Below are 20,646 nucleotides of genomic sequence, written 5' to 3'. Positions count from 1 at the left end.
TTGTTTTAGTTGAGGTTGATTTTTCTTAAAATTGCCTATCTTTCAAACCAATGATCAAACTTTACACAATTATTTCTTTTTGCTTTTTGCTGTTGTTTGCAGTAAGCGACGCTATGGCCCAACAGCCTTTGATCAGCGAAAAGAACAGGCTTCAGCTTAACGATATTTCACAGCAATCGCTCACAAACTATAAAGCATCTCACGACAAGGCAGTGTCATTAGCGTCCACGCATGGATGGACATTATCCCGCCGTACAAAAAACGGCAACCTGGTTACCTTACAGGGAGTTAATAAATTAGGGTTCCCTATATATCTTATTACGCATAACAATACAACCGCGGCAGCCACCACAGGTACTAATACCCTGCAGCCCGGCGGTTCGTTGGGCTTAAATTTATCCGGCTCATCAGACTTTTTAACCAATAAACTGGCCATATGGGATGGCGGCGCGGTTTACAAAGCCCACCAGGAATTTGCAGGCAAAACCATCACACTAAAAACAACCGAACCGGTAAATGACCATTCATCACACGTGGCAGGTACCATGATTGCCAAAGGTATTTATGCACCGGCTAAGGGCATGTCGTTTGGAGCAACTACGCTTCAGTCATACGATTTTAATAATGATGAAACCACCATGAGTGCCGCTGCTGCCAATCTTCTACTTTCCAATCACTCATACGGGGTAGTAACGGGATGGGATTATAATGATTCGGCCGGCCGCTGGGAATGGAATGGTTTACCAGGCGACACGGTAGATTATAACTTTGGCTTCTACGACTCAAAAACAGCCAACTGGGATAAGATAGCTTATACTGCCCCATATTACCTCATTGTTGAATCGGCAGGTAACGAGCGCACAAGTAACGGCCCCGCGGTAGGCGAAACCTACTATGGTTACAAAAGTAAAACCGATCAAACTTTTGTGAACAAAGGCGCCCGCCCTGCCGGGATCAGCAATAATGATAGTTATGATATTATCAGCACCAGCGGCAATGCCAAAAACATACTTACTGTAGGTGCAGTTTACCCGCTGTTGTATGGGCCAAAAAACCGGAGCGATGTAGCCATCGCACCTTTTAGCAGCTGGGGGCCAACGGATGATGGCCGTATCAAACCCGATATTGTGGGCGATGGTGTTAACGTACTTTCGGTAGGGGTTGATAACACTACCTCATACGCTACTTTATCAGGTACCTCAATGGCTGCCCCTAATGTTACGGGCTCGCTTTATTTGTTGCAGGAATACTATGCTAAACAAAATGGAGGAACATTTATGCGGTCGGCCACATTGAAAGGGTTGGTTTGCCATACTGCCTTTGATGCCGGTAATGTGGGGCCTGATTATATTTATGGCTGGGGATTGCTTAACATGACCGAGGCTGCACAAGCCATAACCAATAATGGTGGTAAAAGCATAGTAAGCGAAAAAACGCTTAAACAGGGACAAACACAAACCTATAACGTAATAGCATCCGGTAACCGCTTACTGGCCGCAACCATATCATGGACCGATCTGCAAGGTACGCCAACCACCGAAGGCGTAATCAACAGCCGAACTCCTAAATTGGTGAATGACCTCGATATCAGGGTGAGCGACGGTACAACAACTTTTACCCCCTGGGTGCTTGACCCTAATAAGCCTGGATTTGCTGCAACTAAAGGGGACAATATCAGGGATAATATTGAACAGGTATATATCCCTAACTCGGTTCCCGGCAGGGCTTATACTATTACGGTATCGCATAAAGGAAGCTTGTCATCCGGGTCGCAGGCATACTCGCTTATTGTTACCGGGGTTGGGGGAACTGCTTACTGCGCTTCGGCTCCGCTCTCAAATGCCGACTCAAAGGTTGATAATTTAAAACTCGCTAATATTGATAATACCGCGGCTGCAGGCTGCACAGGCTATTCGGACTATACCAACCTTACCGTACAGCTTGAGCAGGCTAAAACGTATCCTTTGAGCATCACCCTTGGTACTTGCGGCAACAATTTTAATAAAGCTGCAAAAGTGTTTATAGACTGGAATGCTAACGGTGTGTTTGAAGATAATGAACTGGCAGCAACAACCGGGATCATTAATGGAACCGGTACCTATAATACCAACATTACCGTGCCGGGAACAGTAACTGCCGGGGCTTATAGCCTGATGCGGGTTGTGCTTACTGAAACCGGCGATGCATCAAGCATTAAAGCTTGCGGCAGCTATACCAAAGGCGAAACCCAGGATTACCGGGTGCAATTTCTGCAAACCAGTATTGACGCGGGCGTTATTTCCATTGTTAGCCCTGGTAGCAGTGGTTCGTGCTCGGCGAGTACACCTGTTACGGTGAGGCTTAAAAATTTTGGCAACGCGGCCATAAACAATATCCCGGTAACAGTTACCATTACCAATGCCAATAATGTTACAACTACTTACAACGAGATCTACAAGGCATCATTGCCCGCATTGGCCGAGGATAACTTTACCTTTAGCCAGGAGTTTAATGCGGTTGCAGGGGCATCCTATACTATTACCGCTACCAGTAAACTCACCGGCGATCCGGTTAGTAGCAATAATTCGGTTACAGCCAATATCACCATTAATTCGCCGGCAACTATTGGCGATCTGAGTGCTTATTATTGTACCACTACCAATCAATACGAGTTATTTGGCACCGGTGACGGTACTGTACTATGGTATCAGAATGCAACTGATGAATTGCCCATAGCCGCCGGAAGCGAAGCGTTAACAACTCAGGCACCGGTTAATAATACTTACTATGCAGGCGTTAATGATTTTAGCGGAACAATCGGTCCGGCTACTAAAAGTGTGTTTACGGCTGGTGGTTATAATCAGTTTACCCCTTATATAACCGTAAACACTAAGGTGCCGGTATTAATTAAGAGCGCGCGTCTTTACATCGGTAATTCGGGTAAAATAACATTTAATGTATCTAATGCTAACGGGCAAATTGTATCGTCGGTTACCATAAATGCTGTTGCAACCCGTACCACCCCCCTGGCAGGCGCACAGCCCGATGACCCTAACGATCAGGGACAGGTATATGATTTAAACCTGTCGTTACCAGGTGCCGGCAATTACCAGATTTCGGTTGATTTTGCTGATCAAGCTACCATATATCGTAATAACGGAGGGGTAACAGGTTATCCGTTTAAGATTGGTAATATATTTAGCATTACCGGTAACAGCGCCACTGCAACCAATGGCGATACTACCGCCTACAAAGGGTACTACTATTATTTTTACGATATGAAGGTGCAAAGCCTGGGCTGCGCATCGGCCGCACGTAAGGCGGTAACGTTGAGCAAGCCGCTTATTAGCCAAACCAATAACACGCTTAACTCAAACTTTACCGATGGTAACCAGTGGCTGTTAAATGGCAATGTAATAAGCGGGGCCACCGCTGCAACTTACAACCCTGTACAAAGTGGAAAATACCAGGTGCAGGTTACACTGGCCAATGGCTGCCTGGCTCAATCAGATAATTATGTTTACGCACACGAAGGCAAGGCCGGAAATAAAAATGAAATTGGGTTGAGCGTGTTCCCGGTACCGGTAAGTACTGATTTAAACGTGGTATTTGCGGCCAAAGAAGCCACCACCATGAAATTATCCCTCATTAATGCTTTAGGTGAAGCGGTTTACCAGGGTGGGCAGCAAAACATTGATCAGGGTAATTACAGCACTATTTTGAATGTGAGCAGGCAAACGCCGGGGGTATATGTGCTTAGGGTATTGCTTGGACAGAAGGTCTATTCGCAAAAAGTTATCATCACCCGTTAGGCAGGTGATGATAATCTCTTTTATTTTTTAGAAGGTATACTTCAATCCCAGTCCGGGTGCGATATCAAAAAATGGTCCTCTTGCCAGTTCAAGTCGCGGATTAAGGTCAAGGCTGATCGCAATTGGCGCATTAGGGATAACATATTCCAAACCGATAACAGCATCGGCACCTATCAGGATGTGTTTGCCGTTGTAGTATTCGTCGTCGCCGCCAAAACGTTTGTAGTAGCCATTGCCTACCGAACCAAGGTGGCCGCCGAAGCCATAATAAAAGCTCAGTTTATCAACATTAAAAGCTTGCTGGTTTAATTCATACAAGCCGGTTAATACCACGCCGTGATCGCGGATACCCAGGATGCCTTCAAGCGCGGTGCCTTTATCCATAAAGTATTTAACAGAGGGGCCAACCTCGTATGCGCCAAATTTTAAACCTACTGCTGTTTTATAGTCTTGGGCCTGTGAGTTTTTGCTGATCAATAAAAAGGATACGGAAAATAATAAAAGGTACGTTAGTTTTTTCATGCAGATGAATTTAATGATTGACAATAATGTAGCTGTAACAAAAAAGTGACCAGCTTGTTTAGCTCAATTTTGAGCTTTTTTATTTCATGCAAATAAACGTCAGAATTGCTTTTTTATGCTATTGGTGCTTAAAAAACATCGTGCTTTGATTGGTATTGAATTGGTTTTCAATAGAAAAGAATGGCTCCGAATTGTTAAATTAAGTATCCAAATGAGTTATTTTAGTGAAAATTAAATTGCTGTAATGACTATAAATCGCCTTAAAATAAATAATCCGAAATGCCAGATCCTGTTTTTATCTGTAATATTTTTTGTTTTGTCGGGATGTGCACCGGGGCAGCTCGGGCTCAATAACAGCGGTCAGTACCGTAACGGAATGGTAGTTTGCGCATATCCCGATGCCGCACAGGTGGGGCTTGATATATTGAAGCGAGGAGGTAATGCAGTTGATGCCGCGGTAGCGGTGCAATTTGCTTTGGCAGTCACTTTGCCCGAAGCCGGGAACATAGGTGGTGGCGGTTTCATGGTTTACCGTGCAGGTAACGGTAAAACAAGCACACTCGATTTTAGGGAAAAGGGCCCGGGTGCAGCTAATGTTAATATGTATCTTGATTCGGCCGGTAATGTAATCCCCAATATGAGTTTGTACACTCACAAAGCATCGGGCGTGCCGGGATCAGTTGATGGAATGATTGAGGCTCATCATAAGTACGGCAAACTGAAATGGGCCGATTTGATTGAACCGGCCATTAAACTTGCCCGCAATGGTTTTAAAATAACCAAACATTTGGCCAGCGACCTTAACCGTACCGCCCAACAATTTAAAAAATTAAATCCAGGTAAAAATTATTTGGTAAAGGAAGGGGAATGGAAGGAAGGCGATTTATTGATACAGGAAGATCTGGCCAAAACATTTGAACAGATCCGGGATAAAGGCCGTGACGGTTTTTATGACGGGCCTGTTGCGGATTTGATTGTTGATGAAATGAAACTTGGTAATGGCCTAATCACAAAAGCCGATCTCAAAAACTATCATGCTGTTTGGCGTGATGCACTTGTTGGTAAATACAAGGATTACAAGATTATTACCATGCCGCCGCCTTCAAGCGGGGGGATTGCTTTGTTGCAATTGCTGAAATCGGTTGAGCCTTATCCGCTGAAAAGATGGGGCTACAATCAGGATTCTACCATCAGGCTTATTGTGGAAGCCGAGCGCCGGGTATACGCAGACCGTTCCAAATATCTTGGCGACCCGGACTTTTATAAAGTACCGGTTGATAGCCTGCTCCAGGCGGCTTATATTACATCGCGCATGAAAAGCTTTAACTGGGGCGCTGCTACGCCAAGTGCCAGTATTCAACCAGGCTCATTTGTTGGTTATGAAAGCGACCAAACCACGCATTATTCCATTGTGGACAGAGAGGGCAACGCGGTATCTGTTACCACCACATTGAATGATAGTTTTGGCTCAAAGATCTTTGTTGGAGGGGCAGGCTTTTTGCTGAATAATGAAATGGATGATTTTAGTTCCAAGCCCGGTGTGCCAAACATGTACGGGTTGGTTGGCGGCAAGGCTAACAGCATCCAGCCTGGCAAGCGGATGTTATCATCCATGACACCCACCATTGTTGAAAAGGGCGGTAAACTGTTTATGGTAGTAGGAACCCCCGGCGGTTCAACTATTATTACTTCTGTTTTCCAAACCATACTCAATGTAATTGAATTTAATCAGAGCATGCAGCAGGCCGTTGCTTCAAAACGTTTCCACAGCCAGTGGCTGCCCGACGAAGTAACTATTGAAAAGGACGGTGTTGACAGTACTACAGTTGGTAAGCTACAAAGCAAAGGATATAAGATTGTAACCGCCAAATCCATTGGCCGTGTTGATGCTATCCTCAAAACCAAATGGGGCTACTACGAAGGCGGGGCCGACCCGAGAGGGGATGATACCAAGATGGGTTTTTAGTAGCAATAGCAGTTTTTAGTGGCAGGTATAATAGGCGGCAGCAGCAATTTTTAGTTGAAGGATAAATATCCAAAAGCATAATCGAAGCCTATAGTAAGAAGTCTCAACTATTACTGTCACTGCAACTATTAGTGACGCTGCAACTATCGCTGCTACTGCCAGTGCTACTGCAACTAAATTTGCGTAATCAATAAGCATTTCTTACGTTTGGTATGCATGCATAATAATGTAAAACACCAGGAAACTATTGACTATTTTATAAAGATAGTGTGGCAAACCATGGCTAACCGTTATAACCAGTTGGTTACGGAGTTTGGCTTTACACAATCAATAGGTTACCTGCTCATTAATATCGACGAAAAGGAAGGTACTACCGTATCGCAGGCTGCTGCCTTGCTGGGGCTTAAATCAACCAGCTTGTCGCGCATGCTTAGTCAGCTGGAAACCACCGGGCTGATATATCGAGAAAGCAACGAGGGCGATAAGCGTTCGGTTAAAATTTACCTTACTGCATTAGGTAAAGAAAAACGACATCAGGCCCGTGTAATAGTACGCCAGTTCAATAATTATCTTGATGCTAACATCAGCGAAGCCGATAAACAACACCTCATCGAAACGCTTAAAAAGCTGAACAAGCTTACTGTTAACTATAAACCCTGATTGGTAATTTTGCTCCGTGTCATTGCGCTGCGCTGTCATTTACTCCGTGTCATTGCACTGTGTAGTCATTAAGTCATTTACTTCGCGTTATTGGGGGATTTGCCTTATGTTATGGGGCGAGCAACAATGACTTAATGACATTAAATAAATGACTGTGCAGCAAAATGACATTAATACACTTTTACTTAAAATTGAACGTTTTACCTTCGAAATATCCTTTATGGGGTGTTTTAAACGGCGCCTGCTTTTTATTAATTGTTAAAAAGTGTTAAGCTGCCGTTTTTCTCTTTTAAAAGAATAAATTTGCCTTTTGAATTGATGAACAGGATACTGATAGTTTTATTGCTTTTAGGCGTTATTGCAGGTGGTTGCGTAAAATCATCCGTCAGTCCCTTAGTTCAATACAACAAGCAAAAGGAAATTGACGATAAGATCATAAGCGACTACCTGGCTGCCAATACATCGTTAAATGCGAAGCGGGTGGATACAACAGGCGTTTATTACATAGTAAACGATGGAGAAGGGGGAACAGGTAATGTGCTTTATACCAGTTCGACACAGGTTACAGTTGGTTATACCGGCAAAATACTAACATCGGGCGTTGTATTTGCCCAAACGGATAAGTTTCATCCCACCTATGTATTGGGGAGTGTAATAAAAGGCTGGCAATTAGGCATCCCGCAGATCAAACCGGGAGGTAAAGTTCGGTTGCTGATCCCATCGCGTTATGCCTATGGGCCATATGCGCAGGATTCGATACATTTGCCGGCTAATTCAGTGCTTGATTTTCAAATTCAGCTGTATAATGTAACCAATTAATAAAGCCAGATAAAAGGACAATATAGGCCGGCGAGCAAAAGCTTAGGCGGTTAAAAAAGACAAATTATAATAAATGAAACAAACTATTTTTACGCTCTTAGTACTTATCTCTATAGGCCTTATATCATGCCGGAAAGACAGGAACGATCCGGACATTAAGCAATATGACGAAACCCAGATCAAGAATTATATAGCGGCAAACAGCATCACAGGCATGTTACGTGATACCACCGACGGCGATACAACCGGTATTTACTACAAGATCCTTTCACAAGGCCGCGGTGCACCGATGGATTATTCAGATCAGATCTCATTTGTATTCACCGTCCGCACGCTCGATGGTAAGTTTGTATCCGTTGACTCGCTTAATACAAACCATTTTTATGGTTACCTGGGACATGTTAGCAACTCACTGCCCAAAGGTTTACAGACAGCTATCCACAACCTGATAAAATATAAAGGTACGGCTGCAAGGGTGATCATCCCATCGCATTTGGCTTATGGCGTTAATGGTTACGGATCGGGCAGCTCAAGTAATGCAAATACTCATATCGGTGGTAACCAAAGTTTGGATTATTATATTAATGTGGTTTCAAACCAGGAGCTGTATGATGATGCTATCATTAAAAATTATATCAAAACTAAAGGGCTTACCGGGTTTACCAAAACGGCTGACGGAGTATATATAAAAGTAGCTACACCTGGTACCGGTTCTGATTTAATAGACCTCGATTCATACATAACTTGCACCTATTCGGGCAAATATTTAAATGATACAGTGTTTGACAGTACCTCCCTGCAAGGGACAACCTCTTCATCTTTTACAGTTAGCGGTTTGGTTAAAGGTGCCCAGGAGGGTTTAACCGGGCAAACAGCCGGGTCTGCAGTATCTATTATAATACCTTCGAGATTTGGTTACGGCAACACTGGCAGTGGTTCATCAATAGCTGCAAATGTGGTGTTGTATTTTGACTTTACGGTAGCCACGGTTACTAATTGATGTAATTATTTAGCCAGCGCCTTTTTAAACGCTGCTAAACAACGGTCACGGGCTTTGCCGTGATCAACAATGGGTTTTGGATATTTGCTGAAGTCGGCATATTCCGGAACCCATTTTTTTATGTATTTAAGTTCCGGGTCAAACTTTTTGGTCTGGGCATCGGGGTTAAAGATCCTGAAGTACGGCGCCGCGTCGGTACCTGAGCCAGCAGCCCATTGCCAGCCGCCTACATTGCTGGCCATTTCGTAATCCAGCAGCTTACGGGCAAAATAGCGTTCACCCCAGCGCCAGTCAATCAGCAGGTCTTTGCTTAAAAAGCTGGCCACTATCATGCGTACGCGGTTATGTATAAAGCCGGTTGTATTCAGTTCGCGCATCCCTGCATCAATGATTGGGAAACCGGTTTCGCCTTTGCACCAGGCATCAAACTGTTTTTCATCGTTTAGCCAATGGATGCGATCATATTCCGGCCTGAAAGCATGATCCATCGTATCAGGAAAATGATGTAATATCATCATATAAAATTCGCGCCAGATAAGCTCATTAAGCCAGGTTTTATCATCATGACTGTAGGCCGTACCTGCCAGTTCACGGATGCTTACGGTACCAAAGCGTAAATGCATGCCAATATGTGAGGTGCCTTTAATGGCCGGGAAATTGCGCTGGTCTTTATAATCTTTAATTACATCTTCATAACTTTTGTCAGGCAGGGGCATACCGCTTTTTTCAAAGCCCATTTCTTTTAACGATGGGATAGGAAATGCTTCGGTTTGATAAAGATTTTTAAGATATTTTTTTGTTGGATAGGCCTTTAAATAAAATGGCTTTAGAATACTGTACCATTTACGCTGATATGGAGTGTAAACGGTGTAAGGCTTGCCATCGTCTTTTATAACTTCATCCTTTTCAAAAATTACCTGGTCTTTATAGGTTTTAAGGGGGATGCCACGTTCTTTAAGTTTTGCGTGTACCTCATCATCGCGTTTAGTGGCGTAAGGCTCGTAGTCATGGTTGGTATAAACCCCGGCAATATTATATGTTTTGATGAGCTTGTCCCAGGCATCTGCGGCTTTATGGTGCAATACCATCAGGCTGCTGCCGTGTTTATGCAGTTCGGCACTTAAGCTTGCTATGGTTTGATGAATGAACGTAACACGTGCGTCGTCTTTGTCTTCAAGTTTTTCTAATATTTCTTTATCGAAAATAAAAACGGGCAAAACCGGGTTCCCGCTTTTGAGGGCATGATAAAATCCCGCATTATCATCAAGCCGCAAATCGCGGCGGAACCAAAATAAAGTTACCGGTATTTTATGACCCATATATCGCGCTTAAAGCAGCCTCCAGGTTAGCAAATTTAAATTTGAACCCGGCGTCCTCAATTTTTTGTGCCGATACTTTGGTGCTTCCTAATACAATACTGCTCATCTCGCCCAATAAAAGTTTGAGCACAAAGCCCGGCACATTTGGCGCCCACAATGGTTTATGTAATTGTTTGGCAACGGCCTGGGTTAATTGCTTATTGGTGACAGGATTTGGTGCAACCATATTGTAAACGCCGCTAAGGTTCTTATTTTCGATCCCTAAAAGGTACATATTCACAACATCCTGCCAATGGATCCAGGGCACCCATTGTTTACCGCTGCCAATTGGCGAGCCAATATATAGTTTTATAGGTTTTGCAAGGGTTGGTAGTGCACCGCCATCTTTATCCAGTACTACACCGGTACGGAATTTCAAAATTCGAACCCCAAACTTTTGGCCCTCATCAACGGCAGCTTCCCATAGTACACAACATTGGGATATAAAATCCCTGGCCGGAGCGCTTGTTTCATACATCAGTTCATCCCCACGGTCACTGTAATAACCAATGCCTGATGCGGAGATAACTGAAGTAACCTGATGCTGTTTGCGTTTTAGCAGATCATACACCAGCTCAATTGATTTTACGCGACTATCGATCAGGTCTTTTTTACGGGCATCGGTCCAGTGCTTTTCAGCAATGCCCGAGCCGGCCAGATGCACGATGGTATCGATCCCGTCGATACAATGCTCATCAATGATACCTTTGTTGATATCCCATACAAATGTCTTTACCTGCGGATTGTTATCGGCGTTTCTGCTTAAATGACTTACGGTATACCCCTTAGTCAATAATGCTTTGGTGAGATGTGTTCCCAGTAATCCCGATCCGCCGGTTAGTAGTATACTTTTGTCCATAATCTTGCCTATAGTGTTTTTACCTGATACGCTATTGCTATGGACTATGGTCTATCGACTATGGTCCCGGCTTTTTCTTTATAATTAACAATCTCCCTTGCCATACCGTTAAATATAAACAGGTGAAAAGGCCACATGGCATACCAGTACAAGCGGCCCCACAAGCCGCTGGGCCTAAAGGTAGCTACCTGGCTTAAACTTTGCTTACCGTGGCGTTCAATTATTTTAAATTCAAGCCAGGCTTCGCCTGGTAGTTTCATTTCGGCGTATAACAGCAGACGCTTATTTTCGCGATCTGCTAATAAAACCCGCCAAAAATCAATGACATCACCGGGGCTTATATCAATATTGCTGGTGCGCCCCCTGCGTAAGCCAACACCACCGAAAATCTTATCCAGGAACCCGCGGATGTCCCAGATCCAGTCCCAATAATACCAGCCACGGTTACCCCCTATGGAGAGCACGTTGGCAAATACTTCAGCAGCCGGGCGTTCAAAAGGCATTTTTACTTTATACTCCTGCGTGCCGTTTTGGGGTACTTTGATCTGGTCCATAAATCCCGGATTAAGGTAGCCCTGGTTAAAAGCATCTTTCCAGCTGGAAACAATAGAGTTTTGCTCTATCTTCACAAAAGCGAGCTCCAGGCATTCTTCATAAGTCAGGCATTTTCGTGGCACTATATCATCAATGCTATGATCGTGCATTATCGTTTCGTTCTTCATGCTGTTCACCAGGTTTTGGGCAAGGGTATAGCTTGTTGAAGTAACAAAATAAAGCCAGTATGATGATAGTTTGGGCGACAGGAAAGGTATGGTGATCATGTACCTTTTCAACTTACGTACTTTGGCATAGGTAAGCATCATTTGTTTAAAAGAAAGAATATCAGGCCCGCCAATATCGAAAGTGCGGTTAAGCGATTTTTCGTTCAGCATTACCCCTTCCAGGTAACCCAGTACATCGCGGATGCCAATCGGCTGGCATTTGGTGTTCACCCAGCGCGGAACGGTCATAACAGGAAGCTTTTCGGTAAGATCACGAATGATCTCGAATGAGGCGCTGCCCGAACCGATGATAATTGCAGCTCGCAAAACAGTTAATGCAGCTTTGCCTTCTTTCAGCACATCCTCTACGTGCCGCCGGGATTCAAGATGGAGCGAAAGATTTTCGTCGTTGGTAATCCCGCTTAAAAAAATAACCTGCTTACAATTGGTTTTATCGAGTGCCTGTACGAAGTTATGCGCCGAGAGGGCCTCGAGCGCTGCAAAATCCTGTGTTTGCGCCATGGAATGCACCAGGTAATAAGCTGCGTCGAGATCTTCAGGAAATGCTTCGATATTTGGTTCTTTAAGCAGATCACCGGAAATGAGGGTAACCTGCCCGCTGAAATCGCTGTGCTCATGAAAACGACGTTTATCACGTACCAGGCAAACTACGTCATGACCGTTCTCCAGTAAAACCGGGATAAGCCGTGTACCTATATAGCCATTAGCACCAGCGAGTAAAACCTTCATGCATAGTGAAACAACAAAAAAGGCAGGCGGTTTTAAACAACAGTGCCTGCCTTATAATATGTTACCAATTAGTTAGAGCCTATATGTTTACGCTGTCGACAACCACTACTTTGCTGCATAGCGGTTTTGCATATTCTTCGGCAAAGATGATATGGGTAGGGTCAACCTGGTAAGCTTCCTGGGCTTCGGGCGAATCAAATAAGATCAATAGTGATAAATCATATGAACGGTCGATCACATCGCGGTTGGTATTGGCCGGTACGCCAATATGTATATCGCGGATGTGCGGAATAGGAAGGAGGATGTTAAGCCCTTCAATCAGTTTATCTTTATCGGCTTTGTTGTTAAGCCAAAAATGTACGTGGTGGACGAATGTGTTTTGGAGTAGAGGCATGAGGATATTATGGATTTAATCAAATATAGATGAATAATTTGCTTGTAATGTTCACTGTAAACTGTTTTAATATTCCAATACAACATGCGGTTTAAAAGTATCCGTTTTAACTTTTGCCTTTAGCTCATGTAAAATATTATACAACCCAAAATTGGTGCGGTTTACGTAGATAAAATGTTTAACGCCCCGGGCTTGTTTAAATTCCGACATTTTTGATATGCGCTCGCCAAAACCGTATAACTGATCAAAAAATTCGGTCTGGCCAAAATCAAATGTATCGGTAATATATGGTTGGGCAAACAGGCTTATCATCTCCTTATACTGGGTATAATAAAACTCGATCTGTGCCGGGGTATCTCCTTTATGGATCATATCCAGCTGGCGGAATGCCTTGATGGTTTCTTCCTTGTTATCCAGTAAATTGGCTGATGTAAGGGAAAAGAAGGGATAATAAAAATCCTCGGGCATTTCCTTAATGCAGCCAAAGTCAATGACCCCAAGTTTGCCTTCTGGCGTGATCATAAAATTACCGGGATGCGGGTCGGCATGTACGGCGCGGAGCTCATGTTGCTGGAAGTTATAAAAATCCCACAAAGCCTGACCTATCTGGTTGCGAAGATCCTGCGATGGATTGGTGGCCAAAAACTCTTTCAGGTGTTTGCCTTCCAGCCAGTCCATAGTAATGATACGCTTGCTGCTTAGCTCCGGGTAATATTTAGGGAAAACAACATTATTAAGATTGGCACAGGCATTGGAAAACTCAACAGACCGGCGAACTTCAAGCTCGTAATCGGTTTCTTCCAGCAGGCGTTCTTCAACCTCTTTCATGTAAACATCCAGTTCCTTTTCGCTCATGCCCAGCATCCTGAAGGCAAAAGGCTTAACAAGTTTCAGGTCAGACGAGATAGAATCGCCTACACCAGGGTACTGGATCTTAACTGCAAGCTTTTTGCCATTTAGCTCTGCCTGGTGAACCTGGCCTATTGATGCCGCATTGGTTGATCGGATATTGAACTTATCAAAAATCTGATCGGGGTTTTTACCGAAATATTTCCTGAATGTTTGCACAATAAGCGGCCCCGAAAGCGGCGGCGCATTGTATTGCGATTGAGTAAACTTATCAACATACGCCTGCGGCAGCAGGTTTTTATCCATGCTGAGCATTTGCGCTACCTTGAGCGCGCTGCCTTTAAGCTCACTTAATGATTGATAGATATCAGCGGCATTATCCTCGTTCAACTCCGATTTATCCAGGTCAGGGTTGAATAGCTTTTTGGAGTAATGCTTAATATAATTGCCGCCAATTTTAATGCCTGTTTTTACAAATTTGGCCGACCGCTGTACTTTGGTAGTGGGTATGCTATTTTGTTCGGGAGCCCCCTCTAAATCTTCCCCTGAAGGGGAGACTTTCTCTTTATCTTCCATATTATTTTAAAATCCCATCTTATCCTTTATCCCACCATTTTGCACCAAAAACTTACCATATTCAAAAAGGTTGTCGATAGGCGAGCGTTGAAAAAGATCAAACGTTACATTAATGCCTTTTTCAATGGCCTCATCGGTTTTCTCAAAGCCGGCCGAGTTATCGTTGATCCAGAAGTTAAGTACGAAGACAAACTGGATCCATAACGCGTCTTTATACTTTTTGGAGAAGTATTTACGATCGCTTAGTTCGGTGCTTTCAATTCCTTCCTTCAAAATCTCATCTGCAAAGCTCTCAAAAAGGTCTTTCAGCGGGCTGAATATCCTGGGTGTTGTAAAACCTTTAGGCTGCTTTTTTATGCTGTAAACCGCGAAGCTGCGGCTGCTTTTCAACAATTCAAAAAAGCCGTAAAAAAATGATAAAGCTTTTTCACGTGCTGTATAGCCTTCCCAAACTTCCTGTGCACGGATCTCGGCCAGTGTTTTGGTGGCAAAACCAGCCCAAATGCCCTGCTCAACCGCTTCAAACGAACCGTAGAACTGGTAAAATTCGGCTTCGCTCATTTCATTTTGTTTAGCGAAGATATAAACCGACTTAGGTTGCTCACCTTCGGTTAATGCATAATCGATATACGCGGCCTGGATGCTTTCGATAGTTGCCATGTTGATTGGGATTTAAGCCTCACCTAAATCCTCTCCACAGGAGGGGACTTTTGAGCTGATATGTTAAAATTGTAAAACCTCATAAATTATATAACTCCCTCTCCATTTGAAGAGGGCTGGGGTGAAGTTATAAAAACTGCTCCACCACCTGTTGCAGCTGCCTGGCCTGCACCACACCGCTTTGGCGCCATTTGCTTTGCCCTTTTTGAAAGATCATAAGGGTAGGCACACTTTGAATACGGTACGCGCTGGCTGCCGCAGGATTTTTGTCGATATCTATTTTGATGATCTTTACCTTATCACCTAACGCTGTTTTAACATCGTGCAGTATAGGTGGCATCATTTTACAAGGCCCGCACCACTCGGCCGAAAAATCGACCAGTACCGGTGTTTCTGATGCTATTATTTCCTGGAAATTTGCCATAAGTATTTTATTAGTTCATGGGTCATGGTTCATAGATCATAGAACGAATCGCTTTATAGATGACAGGATATCAAATTATTACCTGTCAATCCATGAACTATTATCTATGAACCATGAACTATTCAAATTTAACCATTAACCCGCGTAAAAGTTTAGTGTTTTAATATCAAAGCATCGGCTATGAAGTATATTTACTTTATGCAAACAAAACTAAGCACTTACCTATTCCTGGCGATCCTTGTATTGCCTTTTTCGGGTGTGGCCCAGGGCACTGTTATACCGCTTTGGCCAAATGGAGCGCCGGGCTTTGAAAACCGCCGCAACGAGTCAGAGCAGGCTAAGGACTATTGGGTTAAAAATATTCACAATCCATCACTTACTGTTTTTGTGCCGCCGAAGGATAAAGCTAATGGCGCCGCGGTGGTGATATGCCCGGGCGGTGGCCATCGTTTGCTGGTATACACTGCCGAAGGCGTTGATCCTGCAAAATACCTTAGTACTTTGGGTGTTACCGTTTTTGTACTGAAATATCGTTTGGGCAGGGATACACTATCGCCATACAAAATTGATGTACATGCCAAACAGGACGGCTACCGGGCGATGCGGCTGGTACGCAGCAAAGCAGCTGAATATGGTTTGGATACAAACCGCATCGGGATGATGGGTTTTTCGGCAGGAGGCGAGGTAGTTGATATGGTTGCTTATGGCGAGAGTAAAGGTGACCCTGGAGCTGCTGATCCGGTCGACAGGTTAAATGCCCGTCCCTCGTTTTTGATCCAGATCTATCCGGGACCCCTTTATATTCCCGATAAACTACCTTATGACGCTCCGCCGGCGTTTTTGTTAGCCGCCAATGATGATGTTTGCTGCTCTCCATCGGTAGTAAAATTACTGCAACGTTACCGGGAAGCGAAAATACCGGTTGAAGTACATATTTATACCCAGGGCGATCATGGCTTTAATATGGGGTACCGGTCAAAGCTGCAAAGCATCAGCACCTGGCCCCAACGCATGGCCGACTGGCTGAGTGATAATAATTACCTGCACCCGGCAACAGCCAAAAGGATGAAACTTCATTAAGTACGGTAAAAAAATAGGATTATAAAAGAGAGGCATATGCATGACTGAACAGCATAGCCTCTTCTTTTAACAATAGCCCTATTGTACCCCTACGTTCGGGACTAATGTATCTTGTAACAGCTTTAGGTAAAGCTGTGCGTTTTGTAATGAATCTCCCCGGTTCGTATTAATTCATTTTTATACAATTTTCCACTACTTCGGTACGCCGGACAAATGAATAAGTGACGTCATTAACAAATTTGTAACTCAGCGTAGCTGTTTTTACTGAAGAAACCAATATCACGTCTGAAGCGTTATCAACCACAAGTACACCATTTGTATTACTGTTTTGTTCAGGTGCTGATGATGTACTGGTAAGCATCAGGTTAGTATACTTGTCAGGCTGTGTTGATTGGCTTACTGTATAAGTAGTATTTATCCTCTCATTACCCGAAGATATATCGCTCACCCAGCTTGCACCCGTTTTTAATGCTTCCGAGTTATCGGCAACCAGGTTTAAGCGTGTGCCGGTTATAAACTGATCCTGTTTAAAACCTGCGAATAATAACAGCGTATCGGTGGCGTATCGCTCATCAGGATCATTTACATCGGTTATGATCCCATTTTTATCAATGCTGAGCGTTACCGATTTGCCTATAAGACTTTGCAATGCCATCTGGATGTATGAGCTGGTATCGGCAGGCCTGTCTGAGCTGTATTCCATTTTTTTACCAAAGGCATCCATTGTATCGTTGATGTGACTTGTGGTAACGGTTAAAACAAACCCGCTACGGGTAATACCGGTAACCTTATAGGTTTTTGATATTGATGATGTTGTATTGATATTGAATGTTTGCTTCCCCCGCTGCAATATACTTGCCGCACTTATATAGGTTGTTTTATTGTACTCATCGCCTTGCTTAAACGTAAGTTCGCGGCGTTGGGCTTTGCTGACGCAGGCTGTGAACAGCAATAAAGCCATTAATGCCATTTTTATATTGAAGAGGTGTGTTTTCATTTTTTTAATCGATTTGTATTATCCCCTGTCGCTTTGAAAAACTAAATCTAAATCACTGTTTATTAATGGTTTGGCATATGGGTCGGTGGCGGCATGTGCGTAGGCGGTGGCATATGCGTTGGGGGTGGCATATGAGTAGGCGGCGGCATATGAGTTGGTGGTGGCATATGGGTTGGCGGTGGCATATGTGGCCCCGGTCCCGGTGGCGGCGGAGTGGGCGGAATGTTAGGTGGTTTAATCGGTGGCACTGGTATTACCGGTTTATACGGCGGTGGAGGCAGTGGCGGCACTGTGGGTGGCGGAATTACCGGTGGCGGTGGCGTATAAGGAGGTATCGGTGGTGGTACATTCCAATCCGATTGATTGTTTCTGCTTTGGGCAGAAGTCCGCTTAGTGCTTATAATTAAAGTTGCGGACACGACTAATGCTGCTATGATTATCTTTTTCATAGATTTTATATGTTTTAATGAAATAATTAATTTTTTGCTGAGAAAGAATTATCGTCGGCTTAGGGAGAGCGGATAACCAATAGAGAACACCATATTGGCCTTATCATTGGTATACCGGGTAAGGTTTGCAACCCCCACAGCTAAACTCAAAGGCACGGGGAATGGCCTGATGCCTGCCGAAATACCAAAGTTCATGCCGGTCCATTCGGCATTTACGTTTACATGCTGGATAAGCTCATAGGATATACTGCCAAATACAGCGGTGCCGTGTTTCCCTCTTCCTGCAGCTATATCTTTCGGGCTTTTTTCATAAAACCTGCCGCTGCCAATACCAATTGTATAACTGAGCCTTGAGCAGCCTGGCGTTAATGATTTAATAGTTTGTACAGCGTGGCTTACAGCCACATAAAAGGTCGAACCTGATGCGTCTGATTGTCTTACATCGGCAAACATTTGCAATGCGCCGGCCGATATACTTGTTCCGGTAAATAATTTGCGGCTTACAATGAAGTTGCCTGAGAAATCCCTGAACCGGTGCACATCAGTTATATTTAAACTGGCGGCAAAGTTTATTGCTTTTACAGGGTTGCCAACACATGCACCCACCGAGGCAATCAGATCGGCTTTGTTGTCCCTGTACACTTCAGGGTAGGTAGCGCCAAGGCCTCCAAACAGATAGGTGCCATATCCCCCAAAGCCCGATGGAATTAATATGCCGCCGGGGGCATCGCTTGGGTAAAGCTCATTTTGTGTTGACATTGTTTGCTGGTTGGTTTGAGGGACAGGTGCCAGAAAGTTGTCTATTTTTTGCGTGAGTTCTTTTTCAAACTGGTTTTGGCTATAAGCAGCTTGTGTACTCAAACAAAATGCACCGGTAACACAGCAAATAATTGCCCATATTTTGGTTTTACAGATCATTTTAGTAAACGGATTAGGTGTGTTTTGATGATTGTGATGAACAGATCAACGCCAACAGGCAATGATCTAATGTATGCAATTTACCTGCAAAAAAACAACTGGTAATTTTTTGTTTTTGGGATAGAACGGCTGGTTTATTAACGGAGCTGCGGGGCTTGTCATAATAAAATTTAACATGCTGCTGGCAGCAGGCGTTACACCAGAGGTACATGATTGTGGCTTTTTCATTGTGATTTGGATTGTTTTTATATCACAAGTTTACGGAGCCCTGGGAGGGTACACAATACAAAGTAGTTTGTATTTTGAGCTGATTGGGATGGGAAAGCTTAACCGCGATGTTTTTACAAGAGATACAAAGCAATAACGCCTCCTTGCAGTTAGTGCAGGGAGGCGTTATGAAAATTTCTAAATAATGAGCCAGGTTACTTCTTTTCATCAAGTACAACCCATCTGTTCGCTGTATTATTCAATCCTTCAATAACAACCTTATAAAATTTAGAGGGCATATTTTTAACATCAACCAGCACATGCTCATTAGTAACCGGTACAGTAGCTAACAGCTTATAATCATCGGCCTTACCTTCTTTAAAGGTATTATCGGCTGCTACCCACACCTTAACACTGCCTTTGGGGTCAAGTGCTTTCCAGGTGATATCCAATGAGCCCTGCACATAATTAGCGGCAGGCTCTGCCACTGATAGCGGACCGATAAGCGAGGTCCCATCCATCTCACGTTGTTGTGCTTCGGGTACTTTTACATTTAAAAAACTATTGATAGAGGGTGTTATATCAACAATACCCGGGGTATAGAATTTAGCATAGTTATTAAGCGGGCGGTAGCTGGTAACCATCCAGGTTGAGCGCTGGCGGGTGCTTTGACCACCGTGATTTTTACCGGTTGCTTCGTCGCGGCCATGATCTGTTGTGATAAAAATCAGCCAGTCTTCTTTAAAATGTTGCTTCCTGTATTGTATTGCAGTCCAGATCTTGCCTACCTGTGCATCCATTTTTTCAATAGCATCATAATATTGCGGGCTATCGCCGTATTTATGCCCCATATCGTCGGTATATTCCAGGTATATCCATGAAAGGTCAGGAGCTTTATCTTTAATACAATCCGCTGCCGCTGCTGCTACCTGCTCATCTATCAGGTGCATATAGTTCCCGGCTTTATCATGCGGAAACTTTACTGTGTCCAGCTCATAACCGTCATAGGCATAATCAGGGTGGATGTTACCAGCTGCGGATAGCCGATCTCCAATTAGCTTGGTGCGGTTATCTGTCCAGCTGCTAAATACAGCTGTCTTTTTGTTGGGATAAGCGTTTTTAAACATCCGGAATATATTCCAGTAATTATAGTTTGGTGCTTTGATGTCGTTGCCCCAAACGTTGTGTTTGTTAACCCAGGTGGCGGTAAGTAAGCTGTTGTAGCCATTTGCCGATATGGTTGGCGTTTGCGAATAACCACCTTTTTCGCCGCCAACATGCGCACGAAGGTAGGTGCCCTGCTTAGCTATCAGTTTCAGGTTAGGGGTATTCAATTTTTCAATAACATCTGCTGGGATGCCGTCAGCAATAATAAAGACTGCTTTGCGGGTTTGGGCGGTGGTATTTAGCCCGGCCGATATCAGGAGGAAAAAAGCTGCGGTTTTAAGTAGATTTCGCATCGATATAAGTAAGTGTTTTTAAAGGGCTAAATTACGGTGTTTTAAAAGTGCAGGCGTTAAAAAATTGTTATGCTTTTTGAGCTGTTATATTTTTAACATGCTGTAGCGTAAATGATTTACAAGGCGTAATATAATTATAAACCTAT

General features: G+C 43.8%; 18 protein-coding genes. 7 read left to right on the top strand and 11 right to left on the bottom strand.

The window, feature by feature from the left end; translation table 11 throughout:
- The first annotated feature begins 50 nt into the window (after positions 1-50).
- Complete coding sequence (locus tag IEX80_RS24980) at positions 51-3,791, top strand: S8 family serine peptidase (RefSeq protein WP_188834509.1); 3,741 nt, start codon at positions 51-53, stop codon at positions 3,789-3,791.
- 27 nt (positions 3,792-3,818) lie between these two features.
- Here the strand turns inward: IEX80_RS24980 and IEX80_RS24975 are convergent, their stop codons facing one another.
- On the bottom strand, positions 3,819-4,313 hold the full coding sequence (locus IEX80_RS24975; protein WP_112653225.1) for a hypothetical protein: 495 nt from the start codon (positions 4,311-4,313) through the stop codon (positions 3,819-3,821).
- 244 nt (positions 4,314-4,557) lie between these two features.
- Here IEX80_RS24975 and ggt point away from each other — a divergent pair, with 244 nt between their 5' ends.
- The 4 genes from ggt (at position 4,558) to IEX80_RS24955 (ending at position 8,758) form a co-directional block, all read left to right on the top strand.
- Entirely contained in the window at positions 4,558-6,279 is a 1,722-nt protein-coding gene (gene ggt / locus IEX80_RS24970) for a gamma-glutamyltransferase (RefSeq protein ID WP_176625285.1), read from the top strand.
- 216 nt (positions 6,280-6,495) lie between these two features.
- The gene (locus IEX80_RS24965; protein WP_090530294.1) at positions 6,496-6,939 is read left to right on the top strand and encodes a MarR family winged helix-turn-helix transcriptional regulator; all 444 of its coding nucleotides are present in this window, start codon (positions 6,496-6,498) and stop codon (positions 6,937-6,939) included.
- A gap of 318 nt (positions 6,940-7,257) precedes the next feature.
- Positions 7,258-7,758 carry an FKBP-type peptidyl-prolyl cis-trans isomerase gene (locus IEX80_RS24960; RefSeq protein ID WP_176625283.1) on the top strand — a complete coding sequence of 167 codons (501 nt, stop codon included), beginning with the start codon at positions 7,258-7,260 and terminating at the stop codon, positions 7,756-7,758.
- Between the two features lie 73 nt (positions 7,759-7,831).
- Positions 7,832-8,758, top strand: a complete 927-nt coding sequence (locus tag IEX80_RS24955; RefSeq protein ID WP_188834508.1) for an FKBP-type peptidyl-prolyl cis-trans isomerase — start codon at positions 7,832-7,834, stop codon at positions 8,756-8,758.
- 5 nt (positions 8,759-8,763) lie between these two features.
- Here IEX80_RS24955 and IEX80_RS24950 read toward each other — a convergent pair whose 3' ends face one another.
- The 7 genes from IEX80_RS24950 to trxA form a co-directional block, all read right to left on the bottom strand.
- On the bottom strand, positions 8,764-10,077 hold the full coding sequence (locus IEX80_RS24950) for a cryptochrome/photolyase family protein (protein ID WP_188834507.1): 1,314 nt from the start codon (positions 10,075-10,077) through the stop codon (positions 8,764-8,766).
- A complete protein-coding gene (locus IEX80_RS24945; protein WP_188834506.1) occupies positions 10,067-10,975 on the bottom strand; it encodes a TIGR01777 family oxidoreductase in 909 nt (302 codons plus the stop codon). The genes IEX80_RS24950 and IEX80_RS24945 overlap by 11 nt, the downstream gene beginning before the upstream one ends.
- A 44-nt stretch (positions 10,976-11,019) precedes the next feature.
- A complete protein-coding gene (locus IEX80_RS24940) occupies positions 11,020-12,486 on the bottom strand; it encodes an SDR family oxidoreductase (protein ID WP_188834505.1) in 1,467 nt (488 codons plus the stop codon).
- 79 nt (positions 12,487-12,565) lie between these two features.
- A complete protein-coding gene (locus IEX80_RS24935) occupies positions 12,566-12,880 on the bottom strand; it encodes a Dabb family protein (protein ID WP_188834504.1) in 315 nt (104 codons plus the stop codon).
- 66 nt (positions 12,881-12,946) lie between these two features.
- Positions 12,947-14,305 (bottom strand): ABC1 kinase family protein, encoded by a 1,359-nt coding sequence (locus tag IEX80_RS24930; protein WP_188834503.1) that lies wholly within the window; start codon positions 14,303-14,305, stop codon positions 12,947-12,949.
- Between the two features lie 6 nt (positions 14,306-14,311).
- Complete coding sequence (locus IEX80_RS24925) at positions 14,312-14,965, bottom strand: TetR family transcriptional regulator C-terminal domain-containing protein (protein ID WP_188834502.1); 654 nt, start codon at positions 14,963-14,965, stop codon at positions 14,312-14,314.
- Between the two features lie 127 nt (positions 14,966-15,092).
- A complete protein-coding gene (trxA, locus tag IEX80_RS24920; RefSeq protein WP_090530271.1) occupies positions 15,093-15,389 on the bottom strand; it encodes a thioredoxin in 297 nt (98 codons plus the stop codon).
- A 198-nt stretch (positions 15,390-15,587) separates the two neighbouring features.
- Here trxA and IEX80_RS24915 point away from each other — a divergent pair, with 198 nt between their 5' ends.
- Complete coding sequence (locus tag IEX80_RS24915) at positions 15,588-16,469, top strand: alpha/beta hydrolase (protein WP_188834501.1); 882 nt, start codon at positions 15,588-15,590, stop codon at positions 16,467-16,469.
- 166 nt (positions 16,470-16,635) lie between these two features.
- Here IEX80_RS24915 and IEX80_RS24910 read toward each other — a convergent pair whose 3' ends face one another.
- Both IEX80_RS24910 and IEX80_RS24905 read right to left on the bottom strand, forming a co-directional pair.
- Positions 16,636-17,466 carry a DUF6263 family protein gene (locus tag IEX80_RS24910; RefSeq protein WP_188834500.1) on the bottom strand — a complete coding sequence of 277 codons (831 nt, stop codon included), beginning with the start codon at positions 17,464-17,466 and terminating at the stop codon, positions 16,636-16,638.
- A 497-nt stretch (positions 17,467-17,963) separates the two neighbouring features.
- Positions 17,964-18,833, bottom strand: coding sequence for a hypothetical protein (locus IEX80_RS24905; RefSeq protein WP_188834499.1), 870 nt, complete (start codon positions 18,831-18,833; stop codon positions 17,964-17,966).
- A gap of 175 nt (positions 18,834-19,008) precedes the next feature.
- Between IEX80_RS24905 and IEX80_RS24900 the strand changes: the two genes are divergently transcribed.
- A complete protein-coding gene (locus IEX80_RS24900; protein WP_188834498.1) occupies positions 19,009-19,197 on the top strand; it encodes a hypothetical protein in 189 nt (62 codons plus the stop codon).
- A gap of 58 nt (positions 19,198-19,255) precedes the next feature.
- Here the strand turns inward: IEX80_RS24900 and IEX80_RS24895 are convergent, their stop codons facing one another.
- On the bottom strand, positions 19,256-20,500 hold the full coding sequence (locus IEX80_RS24895) for an alkaline phosphatase family protein (protein WP_188834497.1): 1,245 nt from the start codon (positions 20,498-20,500) through the stop codon (positions 19,256-19,258).
- Positions 20,501-20,646: the final 146 nt, after the last annotated feature.

It is taken from the genome of Mucilaginibacter rubeus (assembly GCF_014643835.1).
Lineage (GTDB): Bacteria > Bacteroidota > Bacteroidia > Sphingobacteriales > Sphingobacteriaceae > Mucilaginibacter > Mucilaginibacter rubeus.
The sequence above is the reverse complement of the archived record's forward strand: the minus strand, read 5'-3'. Positions and strand labels throughout refer to the sequence as shown.